The organism is Faecalicatena orotica (genome assembly GCF_003149245.1).
GTDB lineage: Bacteria > Bacillota > Clostridia > Lachnospirales > Lachnospiraceae > Faecalicatena_A > Faecalicatena_A orotica.
Genome location: NZ_QGDL01000012.1, coordinates 86,905 through 103,048, shown reverse-complemented (window position 1 = coordinate 103,048; position 16,144 = coordinate 86,905). Strand labels below are relative to the sequence as shown.

Annotated in this window: 11 protein-coding genes; 4 read left to right on the top strand and 7 right to left on the bottom strand. The window is 48.1% G+C overall.

Annotation, left to right across the window (positions count from 1 at the left end):
* Positions 1–25 precede the first annotated feature (25 nt).
* From A8806_RS18635 to A8806_RS18625, 3 genes are all read right to left on the bottom strand, one after another.
* Positions 26–2,428 carry an InlB B-repeat-containing protein gene (locus A8806_RS18635; RefSeq protein WP_181368780.1) on the bottom strand — a complete coding sequence of 801 codons (2,403 nt, stop codon included), beginning with the start codon at positions 2,426–2,428 and terminating at the stop codon, positions 26–28.
* 157 nt (positions 2,429–2,585) lie between these two features.
* A complete protein-coding gene (locus A8806_RS18630; protein ID WP_278321128.1) occupies positions 2,586–3,260 on the bottom strand; it encodes a response regulator transcription factor in 675 nt (224 codons plus the stop codon).
* Between the two features lie 17 nt (positions 3,261–3,277).
* On the bottom strand, positions 3,278–4,660 hold the full coding sequence (locus tag A8806_RS18625) for a sensor histidine kinase (protein ID WP_181368779.1): 1,383 nt from the start codon (positions 4,658–4,660) through the stop codon (positions 3,278–3,280).
* A gap of 291 nt (positions 4,661–4,951) precedes the next feature.
* Between A8806_RS18625 and A8806_RS18620 the strand changes: the two genes are divergently transcribed.
* Both A8806_RS18620 and A8806_RS18615 read left to right on the top strand, forming a co-directional pair.
* Positions 4,952–6,040, top strand: a complete 1,089-nt coding sequence (locus tag A8806_RS18620) for a M24 family metallopeptidase (RefSeq protein ID WP_109732671.1) — start codon at positions 4,952–4,954, stop codon at positions 6,038–6,040.
* Between the two features lie 381 nt (positions 6,041–6,421).
* Positions 6,422–8,404, top strand: a complete 1,983-nt coding sequence (locus A8806_RS18615) for a sodium-translocating pyrophosphatase (protein ID WP_109732670.1) — start codon at positions 6,422–6,424, stop codon at positions 8,402–8,404.
* Between the two features lie 158 nt (positions 8,405–8,562).
* Here A8806_RS18615 and A8806_RS18610 read toward each other — a convergent pair whose 3' ends face one another.
* The 4 genes from A8806_RS18610 to murC all read right to left on the bottom strand — a co-directional run bounded on the left by A8806_RS18610 (position 8,563) and on the right by murC (position 13,500).
* Positions 8,563–9,747: a ribose-phosphate pyrophosphokinase gene (locus A8806_RS18610; protein WP_109732669.1), complete on the bottom strand. Its 1,185-nt coding sequence runs from the start codon at positions 9,745–9,747 to the stop codon at positions 8,563–8,565.
* Positions 9,720–10,745: an ATP-binding protein gene (locus A8806_RS18605; protein WP_109732668.1), complete on the bottom strand. Its 1,026-nt coding sequence runs from the start codon at positions 10,743–10,745 to the stop codon at positions 9,720–9,722. Before A8806_RS18605 ends, A8806_RS18610 begins: the two co-directional genes overlap by 28 nt.
* Positions 10,746–10,793: 48 nt before the next feature.
* Positions 10,794–11,975: a DnaD domain protein gene (locus A8806_RS18600; RefSeq protein WP_109732667.1), complete on the bottom strand. Its 1,182-nt coding sequence runs from the start codon at positions 11,973–11,975 to the stop codon at positions 10,794–10,796.
* Between the two features lie 148 nt (positions 11,976–12,123).
* The gene (murC, locus tag A8806_RS18595) at positions 12,124–13,500 is read right to left on the bottom strand and encodes a UDP-N-acetylmuramate--L-alanine ligase (protein WP_109732666.1); all 1,377 of its coding nucleotides are present in this window, start codon (positions 13,498–13,500) and stop codon (positions 12,124–12,126) included.
* Between the two features lie 213 nt (positions 13,501–13,713).
* Between murC and A8806_RS18590 the strand changes: the two genes are divergently transcribed.
* Positions 13,714–14,988: a glucose-1-phosphate adenylyltransferase gene (locus A8806_RS18590; RefSeq protein WP_109732665.1), complete on the top strand. Its 1,275-nt coding sequence runs from the start codon at positions 13,714–13,716 to the stop codon at positions 14,986–14,988.
* Positions 14,985–16,103 (top strand): glucose-1-phosphate adenylyltransferase subunit GlgD, encoded by a 1,119-nt coding sequence (gene glgD, locus A8806_RS18585; RefSeq protein ID WP_109732664.1) that lies wholly within the window; start codon positions 14,985–14,987, stop codon positions 16,101–16,103. The genes A8806_RS18590 and glgD overlap by 4 nt, the downstream gene beginning before the upstream one ends.
* The last annotated feature ends 41 nt before the right edge of the window (positions 16,104–16,144 follow it).

Sequence of the window (16,144 nt, the reverse complement as noted above, 5' to 3'; positions counted from 1 at the left end):
GGGTATTCCGAAAACTGCCGGATCGTCAATGACGTTTTCCACAGCGGTGCTTCCAGAAGACCAGCAGTACAATGCAGCCTGCAAGGGCCGCAAACAGCAGCGCCAGCCAAACTGTTACGTTTGTATGATCTCCCGTCTGCGGTGTGGTGGAATTCCGGAACACCGCCCTGACCACTGCATCACTTTCACTCATGGTGAAGACTGTCTGTCTGCTGTCCGCCTTCTCCAGCGCGCCTGTTCCGGATTTGATCTCCCATCTCACAAATACCTTTCCCTTCGGCACGGTTGCCTGAATGGTTACCTTTCGGCCGGCCTCGTACCTGCCGCCGCCCGTTCCATTTTCTACAGTCAGTTTATAATCCGCCTTCGGGACATCAGCCATCTCCCATTTTGCTTTCAGCAGTACATTTTTTTCCGGCATCCGGAAGGCAGACAGATCCACCTTTTTATCCGCATCGTCATACCAGCCCAAGAAGGTATACCCATTTTTTACCGGGTCAGCCACTGCTGCGGGTGCCGCGCCGCTTTCCAGAGTCTGCACTGCGGGAACCGGACTGCCGCCGTCTGCATCGAAGCTTAGGCTATAGGTATCTGGAAGTACAGGAGCGCTGACCGTCAGTGTAAAGATATGGGACGCATCCGGTTCTACTCCGTTGCTTGCCGTTAGAGTGACCGGATAGATTCCTGCTTCCAGTCCGGCCGCTATATTCAGTTTTTTCGCTCCATCGTCCCAGGTGATGGAGTCACTGCCGGATGTCTTTTTGACCACAGGTGCCGGAGCTCCGGTGACAGTGAACTCTTCCGAGACTGAAGCCGCGTAGCCATACTTCAGAGACATAGCATCCGGACCGGTGATCGCGGGCGCTTTTCCCTTCACCGTCAGTGTAAAGATATGGGACGCATCCGGTTCTACTCCGTTGCTTGCCACTAGAGTGACCGGATAGGTTCCTGCGTCCAGTCCGGCGGCTATATTCAATTTTTTCGCTCCATCGTCCCAGGTGATGGAGTCACTGCCGGATGTCTTTTTGACCACAGGTGCCGGAACTCCGGTGACAGTGAACTCTTCCGAGACTGAAGCCGCATAGCCATATTCCAGAGACATGGCATCCGGACCGGTAAGGGAAGGGGCTTCTTTCGCTTTCAGCACATAGCCCTCCACGTTCGGTACCACGACAAAGGCGCCGGACAGATAAGTGAAGTAAGCCGCCTCTGCTTCGGAGGCTGTACCGGCCTTGGTGGCGACAAAACTATTCTCAGCCGCGCCATCCATCTCCTCGATAAAGACCCAGCTGTCTCCCTTCAATCCATCCGGGCCTACCCGGAAAAGTCCGCCGTCAAGAAAGGCTCCCTTCTTACCGGCGCCGATCTGGACCTCCCCAGAGAGATTGATATCCGTATCCGCATAAACCTCAGTGCCCTTCTTAGCCGGGTCGCTGAGTGTATTGCCGACGACAGTGCCGCCCTGCATATCAAATTCACCTGTGAAGTTTGTCGCTAAGGCAGTGACCGCCACCCCGCCTCCGCCAGCGCTGGATACGTTGCCGGTAATACTGCCGCCTTCCATAGTGAAGACAGCAGAATGGGTCACAAACACTCCGCCGCCCCAGCCGTCGGTGTTCGTCGCTTGGTTGTCCGTGATCATGCCTGCCACCATCGTAAAGCGGCTGTTGTTTACATACACCCCGCCGCCGCTGGTCTTGGAGGTGTTATTCGAGATCGTTCCTCCCGACATCGTAAACGAACTCACGTTGCTTACAGCAACTCCGCCGCCGTAGCTCATCGAATTTCCGTTCATAGTATTCCAGGTAATGCTGCCGCCGTTCATCGTGAAGCGGCTTCCGGTGGTCACTGCCACCCCGCCGCTGCCATTCAGGGAGGTGTTCCCGGTGACGCTGCTGCCGTCCTCCATCGTGATGGAGGACGCATATACGTACACCCCGCCGCCGGCCGAGCTGGCATTGTTATTTTGCAGTACGGCTCCCGCCTTCAATGTCAGATTGGCTCCATTGTTCACCAGAACCAGCTGGCTGCATTCGCTTACCGTACCTCCATTGCCGTCCAACACGATATTGGACAACGACAGGTCAACCTTTGAGGTTTTAACCGCAAAGAAATTTCCTTTGAAGCCGTCACCGCGGGTGATGGTAAAAGGGCCTCCCTCTGAGCATATGGCTACTGTTCTTCCAACAGTGATCACACTATCAGCAGTGAGCTCGCTGTCCACACGTATTTCCGCTGCTCCGTCCACCTCTTCCACTTCACTTTTTAGTTCATCCCAGGTTCCGACTGTCACCGAATTCCCTCCGCTGCCAAGCGGTGTTGTGTCCACCGTTTCCTCTGCAAATGCCGTGACCGTGAATGCACTGATCACCAGGCACAGAGTTAAGGTTAGAACCAGCCATCGGCTACGTTTTCTGTCTCTTATCATATTCATTCCTCCCGCTTTCACTATTCGAACCGCGCTCAGCGTCAATACGTATGCCGGATTTGCCGGCGGCGCATATTACGCAGTTTAATGGATCTAAGCGAATAATACTATATTTTCCTGACCGTTTCCATGATAAGTACAGAAGGTTACCAATTCGTTACCTATTGCAATTCCTATTCTCCCGCTCGAAGCAGTACCCTGTCCCCCGGCCCGATGAGATGGTATAGCCGCTCCCCGAGAGCTTCCTGCGCAGACGGGACACCGCAGTCTTCGCCGCATTCGTGTTTCCCAGCGCGGGCAGCTTCCAGACTGCCTCAAAAAGCTGCTCCGCGGGAACGCCTTCCCCCTCGTGCCGGATCAAATAGAGCAGCACCGCATACTCACGGGGCTGCAATAGAATATCCTCTCCATGGAGAAAAGCTCTTTGAGCCACCGTATCCAAGACCAGCGGGCCGCGGGTCAGCCGGATGTTTCCATGTGCCGCCTCCCGCCTGTGCAGCAGAGCGACCAGCCGCGCCAGCAATTCCTCAACCCGGTAGGGTTTAGTCATGTAATCATCCGCCCCTCCGGTCAGGCCCTGCACCATATCCCCATATCCCCGCCTGCTGGTCAGCATCAGCACCGGCGCAGCAGTGGACTTCTTCAATTCCGGGATAAAATCCAGCCCACTGCCGTCCGGCAGCAGAATATCCAGAACAACGATATCGATGACCGGATGCCCCGCCAATATCTGCCGCGCAGCGTCAAGACTTGGTGCTGTCAGCACCATACAGCCCTCCCGTTCCAACACCAGACGGTTGAGCTCCTGCACGTGCTCGTTGTCTTCCACCATCAGCACTACTTTCCCCTTCATTCTGCCACCTCTTCCTCCAGAGCCGGAATCGTAAAGCACACTTTGGTTCCTTCCCCAACCCTGCTTTCCACTAAGATTTTACCGCCATGGGCGCAGACGATCTGTCCGCAAATATAAAGCCCCAAACCGTTTCCGCCGGCCGCCCGGTTTCTCGGATACCGCTGAAACAGATTGGAAAGGAGCTCGGGCGCAATTCCTTCGCCGGTGTCCTGCACCGCCACTGCGATCCCGTCCTCCTCCGAACGTGCCGACAGAGTGACGATCCCGCTCACGGTGTGCTTCACAGAGTTGGAAACCAGGTTCAGCAGCACTTGCAGCAGCCGCTCCCGGTCACCATATATCGCGGGCAGAGCGGGAGGTGCGTCAATCGTTACCTGATTTCCATGATTGTCCATCAGCGGAAAATGAACGTGGGCCACGGTTTCTATCAGCTCCACCAAATCCATCTCCCGCCGGTTCAGAGTAAAGCTGCCGCTCTCGATGGCAGCGGCATCCAGCAGCTGCACCACCAGCCGCTCCATCCTCCCGGCTTCGCTGTCCACCCGTCGCATGTTGTCCCGTACCGCAGCGCGGTCGATCTCGGCATCGTCCATCATACGGCCGGTCAGCTGTGCAAAGCCCGACACCACCGTAATGGGCATCTGGAGCTCGTGGGAAAGGTTGTGAAGGAACTCCTCCTTCATGTCCGCCAGGCTCTGCACACGAATCAAGGCCTCCTCCCTGACCGCCTGCTCTCTGGCATGCCTCAGGCAGATCACCAGAATGACGCAGAATGCGGCGCAGCAGATCCCTAACAGCGTGCGTGTCAGCACATAGCTTACCTGCCGGGCATTCAGCATCCCCGGCGTGGCCACGGCAATCAACAGGTAGAACAGCAGCATCGGCACCCAGGCGATCTTCCAGACCTTCGTGTCGTCCACATCCATCACGGGCTCCAGCTCTTTGTGCAGAAAATGGAAGATCAGGGGATAGGTTAAGGGATAAAAAAGCAGTGTGGCAAGATTTGCCGTCATCAATCCGCCTCCCAGCCGCTCCATCAGGAACTGGGAAATGCCAATGCTCACGGTCATCAGGTTGTAAGACATCAGGTACACAAAGAAATGCTTGACAAACCGGTCTTTGATGATTATGCAGGAAAGAGGAAAAAAAATCAGGATGGCAATGCTGCAATAGAGGTTCATAGAGTAGTCCGGCGAATAGCCGAATAAGACCAGACTCAGCGCAATTCCGCCCCAGACGGAGGCGACGATGGCCGCCAGCGCCCACAGGGGGATTCTCAGTTTTTTACGAAATGGATAGTAGCGCAGAAACATCGGGCCAACAAATTGCAGCACACACCAGAGCCATTCCTGCCACATTCCTACGCTTCCCTCACTCATACCGTCCCATCCCTCCATTGTGCATTTTCTTTTCCTTCATTATAGACTGCGAGCCGTTCAAAAACAACACACTTTTTTCTTTTCCTTTTATATGGACGCGGTATGACAGCTAAAGATATCATCCCGCTCTTTTGTAGCCCCGAGTTTTTCCAGATCGCGTCCCCATCCTCCCTTAAATTTCATAATATTCCCCCCGAAACCTCATTGACATACCGCACAATTAGCTATACAATTATAACGGTATGTTTATTAAAGTTGCATATAATATGCAAGTAAAAGGAGGAGTTTACAATGGACACAGGTAAGTTAAACAGAATACTGGACGCAATGAAGGAAAAGGATATGCCGCAGATGATTATTGCGGATCCGCTTACTATTTTCTGGCTGACAGGAAAGATGATTGTTCCGGGGGAAAGATTATTGGCACTGTACCTGAATGTGAACGGCAATCATAAGATGATGATCAACGAGCTGTTCCCACAGGAAAAAGATCTTGGGGTTGAGATTGTATGGTACAATGACGTGCAGGATGGTGTTGAGATTCTGTCACAGTTCGTAGAAAAAGATAAACCAATCGGAATCGATAAGATCTGGCCGGCAAGATTCCTGCTCAGATTACAGGAATTGGGAGCTGGAAGCAAGTTCATGAACGGTTCTATGATTGTTGACTACATTAGAATGATCAAGGACGAAAAAGAGCAGGAGTTAATGCGTGAGTCTTCAAGACTGAATGATATCGTAATGGACAAGCTGATTCCGTGGGTAGGAAAAGGACTGACAGAGAGACAGCTGAATGAAAAGGTTCGCGAGATCTACAAAGAAGTTGGATGCGAAGATGTTTCTTTCGACCCGATTACAGCTTATGCAAAGGGCGCAGCTGACCCTCACCATGTAACAGATGATTCAAAAGGAAAACGCGGAGACTGTGTAATCCTTGATATCGGCGGATTTAAGAATGCATATGCATCAGATATGACAAGAACAGTATTCCTTGGCGAAGTATCTGACAGGGCAAAAGAGATCTATGATATCGTAGTAGAAGCTAACATGAGAGGTATCGCAGCTGCTAAGCCTGGCAACAGAATGTGCGATGTTGATGCTGCATGCCGTGACTACATAACAGAAAAAGGTTTTGGACCTTACTTCACACACAGAACAGGACATTCAATCGGACTGGAAGACCATGAGTTCGGCGATGTTTCTTCTGTAAATGAAGACATCATCAAACCGGGACAGTGTTTCTCTGTAGAGCCGGGAATCTACCTTCCGGACGAAGGAATTGGTGTTCGTATTGAAGACCTTGTAATCATCACAGAAGATGGATGCGAAGTTCTGAATGATTATACAAAAGATCTGATCATCGTTCCTTTCGAGGACTAATCAGGGGAAATACTGACAGGTGCTTTTACGAGAACCTGAGGGTATCCTGAGAATCAGGAAATGACGTTTTGAACAGAAAATAATGCATTGCATGTATTTTTTGAAAAGACGAAAATTATTAAAAAATTGGTTAAAGTGCTACAAAAGTTAATAAAATGATATAGCGGTCAACTGTGAAAATTAGTAAGATTCATAATTTTTTGCAGGATTGGCCGCTTTTTCTTGCAAAAAATGAAATAAACCAGTATCATTAATATTAAGAGAAAGGGCTTGGTCTTCAGACTAAGCTCTTTTACAGCGGCAGCCGGCAGGAAAGGGGGATTCAGTGTGAGGGAGGAACCGGGTGCCAATGGATAGGGATTATAGACTAGGAGGATTGAAATGGAAAAGTTAATGTATCTGGTTCCGGCGGTAGGAATCCTGACTCTTCTTTTTGCCGTTTATCTGGCTGTGAAGGTGGGAAGACAGGATGCCGGAAACGACAAAATGAAAGAGATCGCCGGTGCAATCAGCGAAGGCGCCCGCGCGTTCCTGACAGCGGAGTATAAGATTCTGGTTGTATTTGTAGCTGTCCTGTTTATACTGATTGGTGTCGGGATCGGAAGCTGGGTTACAGCAGTCTGCTTTGTTGCAGGGGCATTGTTCTCTACACTAGCAGGATATTTCGGAATGAATGTGGCGACAAAGGCTAATGTCAGGACCGCTAATGCAGCAAAAGAGAGTGGAATGAATAAAGCACTGTCTATTGCATTTTCCGGAGGCGCTGTTATGGGAATGTGTGTTGCAGGACTCGGTGCACTGGGAGTCAGCATGGTGTACATACTGACAGGCAATGTGGATATTTTATCCGGCTTCAGCCTTGGGGCGTCTTCTATAGCGTTGTTTGCCCGTGTAGGCGGGGGAATCTATACGAAGGCTGCCGATGTGGGAGCCGATCTGGTCGGTAAAGTAGAGGCCGGAATACCTGAGGATGACCCGCGTAACCCGGCGGTTATCGCAGATAATGTAGGGGACAACGTGGGCGATGTTGCAGGGATGGGGGCGGACCTTTTCGAGTCATATGTGGGTTCACTCGTATCAGCCCTGACTCTGGGCGTTGTGTACTATGAAGCTTCCGGAGCGCTCTTCCCGCTTGTGATTGCTGCATGTGGGCTTCTGGCATCCATCATTGCGACTTTCTTCGTCAGGGGAAATGAAAATTCCAGTCCGCACAAGGCGCTGAAGACAGGGAGTTATGTATCGGCTGCGCTTGTAGTGATAGCATCTCTTATATTCAGCAGACTTTTATTTGAAAGCTTCAGCGGGGCTGTTGCTGTAATTGCAGGCCTTGTTGTCGGTGTGTTAATCGGAGTTATTACAGAAGTTTATACTTCTGCAGATTATAAATTTGTAAAAAGAATCGGTGAACAGTCTGAGACCGGGGCGGCAACTACGATCATAAGTGGTATAGCAGTAGGTATGCAGTCCACAGCGGTTCCGCTGCTCCTGATCTGCGTCGGTATCTTTGTCGCTTATCAGGCATGCGGCCTGTATGGAATTGCCCTGGCGGCAGTCGGAATGCTTTCTACGACAGGAATCACGGTTGCGGTTGACGCATATGGCCCGATTGCGGACAATGCCGGAGGTATTGCGGAGATGTCAGGGCTGGATGAGTCTGTCCGTGAGATCACGGATAAACTTGATTCTGTTGGAAATACGACAGCAGCAATGGGAAAAGGATTTGCCATAGGTTCCGCGGCTCTGACTGCGCTTGCACTGTTTGTGTCCTATGCAAATGCTGTAAAGCTGGATACGATTGATATTCTGGATTACCGTGTCATTATTGGAATGTTTATCGGGGGAATGCTGACATTTTTGTTCTCTGCGTTTACAATGGAATCTGTGTCCAAGGCGGCTTATAAGATGATAGAGGAAGTAAGACGTCAGTTCCGGGAAAAACCGGGCATTATGAAGGGGACGGAAAGGCCGGATTACACATCCTGTGTTGGTATCTCCACGACAGCGGCACTGCGGGAGATGCTTCTGCCGGGGGCGATGGCAGTAGCGGCACCACTGGTTGTAGGGGTTGTCCTCGGACCACAGTCACTCGGCGGAATGCTGGCGGGTGCACTGGTAACGGGTGTCCTCATGGCGATTTTCATGTCCAATTCAGGCGGTGCATGGGATAACGCAAAGAAATACATCGAAGTCGGCCACCACGGCGGAAAAGGAAGCGAGGCCCATAAGGCGGCGGTTGTCGGCGATACAGTCGGAGATCCTTTCAAAGATACGTCAGGACCATCCATCAATATTCTGATCAAACTCATGACAATCGTGTCACTGGTGTTTGCACCGTTGTTCCTTTCTATAGGGGGTCTGCTCTAAAAAAGCATGCCAGCGGCAGTATTTTCTAAGATAAAAAATGAAAAGAGCGGCACCAGGCGAATATTTCATACCTGATGCCGCTCTTAGATTATGTCATGACAGTGCATTCCTGCAAAGATACTAAAGCAGGGTACATGGCACGGTCTGGACAGTAACGTTTATATTTCTTCCCCATTGTGATATTTCTTAAGCACATGCTGTATTCTTTCGTTCGGGTTCAGCAAAGTACTGATCGAACCGTCATGGTTCAGTGTATCAATAAGGAGCGCGATATACTTGCTCATATCGCAGTTGATATAATAAGGCTTGGACAACAATTCCGGTGTCTGGTAGATCAGGTTTGTTGTCAGGATTCCGGTCAGAAGCCCTTCTTCGTAAGCCCTGTCAAACTTCTCCATACCGTTCGTAAACAGACCAAACGTAGCGGCAGCAAAGATACGGTTTGCTTTTCTGCGTTTTAACTCGGTTGCAACCTCGATGATGCTGTCCCCGGAGGAAATCATATCATCGATAATGATGACGTCTTTTCCTTCGACAGAACTTCCGAGGAATTCATGTGCCACAATGGGATTGCGTCCGTTTACAATCCTTGTATAATCGCGGCGTTTGTAGAACATTCCCATGTCGAGGCCGAGCACGTTGGCGAGGTAAATGGCACGGTTTGTGCCGCCTTCGTCAGGGCTGATGATCATCATGTGTTCACTGTCAATCTGAAGATCCTTCTCTTTACGGAGCAGACCTTTGATGAACTGGTAAGAAGACGGGACAGTCTCGAATCCATTCAGGGGGATGGCGTTCTGGACTCTCGGGTCGTGCGCGTCAAATGTAAGGATATTGTCAACGCCCATGCGGACAAGTTCCTGAAGGGCCAGTGCACAGTCGAGGGACTCCCTGCCATTGCGCTTATGCTGGCGGCTTTCGTATAAGAACGGCATGATGACATTGATGCGGCGGCCCTTCCCACCGATTGCTGCGATGATACGCTTTAAGTTCTGGAAATGGTCATCTGGTGACATGTGATTAATATTGCCTGTCAGGGAATATGTGACACTGTAGTTGCAAACATCGACCATGAGATAGAGATCTTTTCCCCGCACTGATTCAGCGATAATACCTTTAGCTTCGCCCGAACCGAATCTCGGCACTTTCGTATCAATGATATAGGTGTCTTTTTCGTATCCGGAAAAGGCAACGTCGTCTTTATGCACAATAGCGCTTTCTTTTCTCCATTTTACAAGATAGTCGTTGACTTTATCGCCAAGCTCTTCGCATCCTGTAACTGGAATCAGGCCTAATGCGCCTACTGGAATATTCTCTAAATTTCTTTCTGTTCGGTGTAACATGAGTGGTCCTCCCTGATTTTTAATTTCTTTTTGATTCTGATATCATCACCAATCAGCTTGAGCATTGTGTAATTACTTGTAATCCTTGAGAAGGAACGCTCCGTATATAAATCGGCCAGCGTGTCTAATGACAGATTGGTTGATATGATAGTGGATTTGCGGCTTAAGAGCCGTTCATTAATACAGGTAAAAAACTGCGAAGCTACAAACGTATTCGTAAATTCTGTTCCGAGATCGTCTATAATCAGTAAATCACAGTCAAAGATGTATTCATACATATTTTGCGCATCAATATTGTTTTTGTCAAATGTATTTTTAGCTAAAATTGAAAAAAATTTCGATGCGGAGAAGTAGAGGACGGAAAATTCCCGGTCCATTAATTCCTTTGCAATGCAGTTGGAGAGGAATGTCTTGCCGACTCCTACGTCTCCATACAGGAACAGATTCGAGGTTCCCGCCCCGAAATTATCTACGAAATCATGACACACTTTCAGGGCATCCTGCATAGTCTGTCTGGAAGAACGCCCTGTCTTTTTGTCTATATAATTATCAGAATAATAATCCAGTGAAAATGTATTGAAGTTTTCCTGCTCCAGTATCTGGTTCAGATTAGACTGTTCGTAGAGAATACCTATGACAGCCTTTTTAAAACAGTGACACTTTTTATTATCGATATATCCGGTATCTTTACAGTCTTTGCAGTCATAAACCGGATCCAGATAATCATCCGGAAATCCACCTGACCGGAGAAGCTCTTTCTTACTGCTCCTCAAGATGGCGAGTTCTTCCTTTAATGAGTCCACCGCCTTATCATCTCCGTTCAGCAGCTTGCGCCCGTATTGGACGGAAAGTATGGAGATGGAATCATCTAAAGATTTAAATTCCGGCAGCTGTTTATAGACTTCTTCATAATGTCTGGTCAGAATATCATGGTTCTTCAGCTGGCGCTGTTCATAATCACGCATGATAGCCTGGTATTGTGATGGTTTGAGTCCCACAATTATACTCCTTCTAATAGTAACTGCCCAGAATTGTGAACAGCTACTTTAATTACTGTTTAATAGTTGTTCCTCCAGAGAATCCATGTCATAGGAGCGTCTTTCGAAATTGTTCATGTTCTTTGAGACTGGCTTCTGCCTATTCTGGACAGTTGTTCTGGCGGCTTTTTCTTTCTGATAAGCGGCGTCTAAAACGGCAATATCTTTTAGATGGCGTACCTGGCTTTCGTACCATTTACAGAGGATGGTATCGGCATACTCAAAGCTGGGCTGGTGAGTAGCGGCGATTGTGCGGTTGCAGGCTTCCTGAATGATATCAAGGGAGAAACCGAGTTCTTCGGTCCACTTCCTGATAAAAGTAAGCTCTGCAGCAGCCGGCCCCCTGTTCTTGATTCCAAATGCATTCAGCACGGTATAGCTGCTTTTGCTGTAATTGGCAGACTGCCGGCGTGCCTGGTCTATCGTGGTAACACCGCTGTCAGACCAGGAAAGGGCTACCTTCTGAATGTAGTGGATACTTTTATGTCCGTTCTCGACACAGGATTCGATCAGGTATTCGATCAAATCAGCAGACATGCCGAGCGTCTCATAAAAATATGTAATGGCATCCACATCGGTCCGGGACAGTGTCTTGCCTAGATACTGTTCTGCGATAAAGAGCAGGGACTTCAGTTCCTTCTGGGCTTTAAATGAAGTCAGCGGAATCGCCTTTGACTTCTGGACTGCCTTAGGTGCGGAAACTGGTTCCGGCACGGCGACTGTCTCAAAAACAGGGACAGGATCAGATACGGCAGCCGGTTCAAAGGCCATAACTGGTTCCGGGACAGCTGCAAGAGCAGATGCGGCGGAAGCCAGAGGCTTGACCTCTCTTAAGACAGGCTTCTCATTGACAGCCGGAACCTTTGGGGCAGTCACTTTCCTGGATGTAATGGAAGGCGTCTGCTCCAGTTCAAGCCCGGTAATTCTTCCTTCACCGTCTTTATCAACAGTTAAAAGTCCTTCAGATTCCCAGTATCTGAAAGCTCTTAATATATCGTTCTCCGTGTTGTTCAGGCAGTCGGCAATCATGGATATCGTGAGATTGGAACACGGATCATCCAGATGCCTCAGCAGAAATAAATATACTTTGACAAACTCACCGTTTGCGTTGATCATGTAATTGTCTATAAAATCGTTTGTAACTAAGGTTGCGTTTGTCTGAAATTTATTTTTCAAAGTCAATGTCTTCATCTTATTTCCCCTACCCTTTGGTTTTCGTACTTAACTCTCTCAATGCGTACAGGTATTATAGCACCTAATTGCGGCAGTAAAAAGCACTTTTTCGTGGGAAAAACAAGGTTTTTTGTAGATAACTATGTGGGGAAAGTGTGGATAAGTTCTATTTTAAAAGATCTTCCCCTATATTTACAACGTCTCCGGCTCCCATAGTTATCAACAAGTCACCTGAAACACAGTTCGCTTTTAGGAAGTTTTCAATCTCCCCGAAGCTTGGAAAGTAGTATGCATCTGTCCCGAGTGCCTTCAATTCTTCTGCCAGATGGCTGGAAGAGATACCGAGTGTATCTGTTTCCCTTGCTGCATAAATATCCGCGAGGACGACATGGTCTGCATGGGAAAGCGCTTCGGCAAATTCATGAAAGAATGCTTTTGTCCTCGTGTAAGTGTGCGGTTGGAATACACACCAGAGCTTCTTGTGCGGATAGTGGTGCGCCGCCTTTAAGGTGGCGGTGATCTCTGTCGGGTGGTGCGCATAGTCATCCACGATTGTTACACCGTTTAAAGTGCCCTTATATTCAAAGCGGCGGTCCGTTCCTGAGAAGGAGAGCAGCCCCTTAAGAATCGTATCCATAGAAAGCCTGAGCAGTTCGGCAGCGGCGATGGAGGCCAGCGCATTGGAGACATTGTGGTCACCGGTGACGGAGAGGACGATGTGTTCGGACAGGACTCCTTTCCTTACAAGATCGAAGGATACCCTTCCTTTATCATCATAGCCGATATTGGCTGCGCTGTAGTCTGCATCCGGTGAACTTCCATAGGTGATGATATTACAGCCGAGCCCGTCGCAGATTTCCTGATAGTTCTGGATATCCGCGTTGATGATCAGGGTGCCGTCTTCAGGCAGCAGTGATGCAAACTGGTGGAAGGAATGGCGGATATCCTCAAGGTCCTTGAAGAAATCCAGATGGTCTTCCTCTATATTAAGAATGATACTGATTTTAGGGTAAAAATCCAGAAAACTGTTCGTATATTCACAGGCTTCTGTGATAAAAGTCTCGGAGCTGCCTACGCGGATGTTGCCGCCGATTGCCTGAAGGATTCCGCCGACGGAAATAGTCGGGTCCATATCCCCTTCAAGAAGAATATGAGAGATCATAGAAGTTGTTGTAGTCTTTCCGTGGGTGCCGGATACGGCGATGGCATTCTTATAATTCTTCATCAGCTGCCCTAAAAGTTCAGCACGGGTAAGCATCGGTATTTTCTTCGCAACAGCTTCTATCAGCTCGGCATTGTCGCGGTTAATAGCGGCGGTATATACAACGCAGTCGATACCTTCGATGATATTCTCTGCCTTCTGTCCGTAAAAAATCTGGGCGCCCTTCTTCTCAAGCTGCTCAGTTAGTGGTGACTTTCTGGAATCTGATCCAGATACTGTAAAATTCTCCTTCATGAGAATCTCTGCAAGACCACTCATGCTGATGCCGCCAATCCCTATAAAATGGATATGAATCGGCTTATTGAAATCAATTTTATACATAAACGCATTCCTTCCTAAATAAAAATTCTATAAATTAGTCATAAACAATAACTACTTTTTATATTATACTATATATGGGGAAAATTTAAAGATGTTCTTTTTGTGCAGGATTAACAAAAAGGCATTGAGTTCCGCTAAAAAATTGTAAAAATTGTGCGCGGAAGAGAAAAGTGTGCTATAATGGGTACAACTAACTAGAAATGAGGTGACGACATGATTAAGAAGGAAATGATTGCTATGCTGCTGGCAGGTGGACAAGGCAGTCGACTGGGAGTTCTTACTGCAAAAGTGGCCAAGCCGGCCGTAGCATTTGGCGGTAAGTACCGTATTATTGATTTTCCATTGAGTAACTGTATTAATTCAGGCGTAGATACTGTAGGTGTATTGACACAGTACCAGCCTTTAAGGTTGAATACCCATATCGGAATTGGAATTCCGTGGGATCTGGACCGTAATGTCGGAGGGGTGACAATTCTTCCGCCTTACGAGAAGAGTACAAGCAGTGAGTGGTATACAGGTACTGCAAATGCGATTTATCAGAATCTGGATTACATGGAGACATACAATCCTGATTATGTCCTGATCCTTTCAGGGGACCACATTTACAAGATGGATTATGAGGTAATGCTTGATTTCCATAAAGCGAACAAGGCTGACGTTACAATTGCAGCAATGCCGGTTCCGATGGAAGAAGCAAGCCGTTTTGGTATTGTCGTTACAGATGAGGAGAGCCGCATCAGGGAGTTTGAGGAGAAGCCTGAGAAGCCGAGCAGCAATCTGGCGTCTATGGGAATCTACATATTCAGCTGGCCGGTTCTGAAAGATGCACTGATCAGGCTTTCAGAGCAGCCGAACTGTGATTTTGGTAAGCACATCATCCCATACTGCCATGAGAATGACAAGAGGATGTTTGCTTACGAGTATAATGGCTACTGGAAGGATGTCGGAACTCTCAGCTCATATTGGGAAGCGAACATGGAACTGATTGATATTATTCCGGAATTTAATTTATATGAAGAGTTTTGGAAGATATATACCAACAGCGCCAATCTTCCACCACAGTATATATCAGAACAGTCTGTAGTTGACAGGTGTATCATCAGCAACGGTTCGGAGATCTACGGAGAAGTTCATAATTCTGTGCTTGGAGGCGGTGTGACCGTTGGTAAGGGCAGTGTGATCAAAGATTCAATTCTCATGAGAGACGTAACAGTCGGTGACAATTGTGTGATTGAGAAAGCAATCATCGCTGAAGGAACCGTGATTGGAAATGATGTCGTGATCGGTATTGGAAGTGAAGTCCCGAATAAAGAGAAGCCGGGTGTTTACAGCGGCGGACTTGCGACCATTGGGGAGAATTCAAAAATACCTTCAGGAGTGCAGATTGGGAAGAATACCGCCATTAGTGGTGTTACATCCATAGAAGATTACAGCGATGGAGTGCTTGCAAGTGGTGAGACATTAATAAAGGCAGGTGATCGTATATGAGAGCAGTAGGTATTATCTTAGCAGGCGGAAATAACAGAAAGATGCAGGAACTGACTTCCAGACGCGCAGTGGCAGCGATGCCGGTGGCTGGAAGCTACAGGGCAATTGATTTTGCGCTGAGTAACATGGCAAATTCCCATATACAGAAAGTTGCCGTTCTCACACAGTACAATGCAAGATCTTTGAATGAACATCTGAACTCATCCAAGTGGTGGGATTTCGGAAGAAAACAGGGCGGATTATATGTATTCACTCCGACGATTACGGCGGAGAATGGATACTGGTACCGGGGAACTGCTGATGCAATCTATCAGAACCTGGATTTCCTCAAGAGATGCCACGAGCCATATGTCATCATTACATCGGGGGATGCAGTGTACAAGCTGGATTATAATAAGGTGCTTGAGTACCATATCGCCAAGAAGGCAGACATCACAGTTGTATGCAAGGAATTGGCTCCTGGTGAGGATGCCACTCGCTTTGGCACCGTCCGCATGAATGAATCCGCAAGAATTGAAGAGTTTGAAGAAAAGCCGATGGTGGCTCATTCACAGACGATTTCCACGGGTATTTATGTGATTAGAAGAAGACAGCTTATTGACCTCATCGAGCACTGTGCAGAAGAGGAAAGACATGATTTTGTAACCGATATTCTGATTCGCTATAAGAATCTGAAGAAAATATACGGTTATAAGATAAACAGCTACTGGAGTAACATCTCAACAGTGGACGCATATTACCAGACGAATATGGATTTCCTGAGACCTGAAGTTCGTAATTACTTCTTCAAAGAACTTCCGCCGGTCAACTCCAAGGTGAGTGACCTTCCGCCGGCGAAGTACAATCCGGGGGCGGTTGTTAAGAACAGCCTTGTTGGAAGTGGAAGTATTATTAATGGAACGGTTGAGAATTCCGTTATATTTAAAAAGGTATTTGTAGGTAATAACTGCGTAATCAAGAATTCCATTATCCTGAACGACGTATATCTTGGGGACAATACTTACATCGAGAATTGTGTTGTTGAGAGTCGGGATACGATAAGGGCAAACACGAGACATGTTGGTGAGAATGGTGTGAAAGTGGTAGTTGAGAAAAACGAGCGGTATGCATTATAAAGGTTATACTTATTGAGCCTGATGCTCGATAATGGACCGAT

Excerpts from the sequence above, each read along its gene's own strand:
- A8806_RS18635 (WP_181368780.1), bottom strand. The coding sequence starts at position 2,428 with ATGATAAGAGACAGAAAACGTAGCCGATGGCTGGTTCTAACCTTAACT.
- A8806_RS18630 (WP_278321128.1), bottom strand. The coding sequence starts at position 3,260 with ATGGTGGAAGACAACGAGCACGTGCAGGAGCTCAACCGTCTGGTGTTG.
- A8806_RS18625 (WP_181368779.1), bottom strand. The coding sequence starts at position 4,660 with ATGAGTGAGGGAAGCGTAGGAATGTGGCAGGAATGGCTCTGGTGTGTG.
- A8806_RS18620 (WP_109732671.1), top strand. The coding sequence starts at position 4,952 with ATGGACACAGGTAAGTTAAACAGAATACTGGACGCAATGAAGGAAAAG.
- A8806_RS18615 (WP_109732670.1), top strand. The coding sequence starts at position 6,422 with ATGGAAAAGTTAATGTATCTGGTTCCGGCGGTAGGAATCCTGACTCTT.
- A8806_RS18610 (WP_109732669.1), bottom strand. The coding sequence starts at position 9,747 with ATGTTACACCGAACAGAAAGAAATTTAGAGAATATTCCAGTAGGCGCA.
- A8806_RS18600 (WP_109732667.1), bottom strand. The coding sequence starts at position 11,975 with ATGAAGACATTGACTTTGAAAAATAAATTTCAGACAAACGCAACCTTA.
- murC (WP_109732666.1), bottom strand. The coding sequence starts at position 13,500 with ATGTATAAAATTGATTTCAATAAGCCGATTCATATCCATTTTATAGGG.
- A8806_RS18590 (WP_109732665.1), top strand. The coding sequence starts at position 13,714 with ATGATTAAGAAGGAAATGATTGCTATGCTGCTGGCAGGTGGACAAGGC.
- glgD (WP_109732664.1), top strand. The coding sequence starts at position 14,985 with ATGAGAGCAGTAGGTATTATCTTAGCAGGCGGAAATAACAGAAAGATG.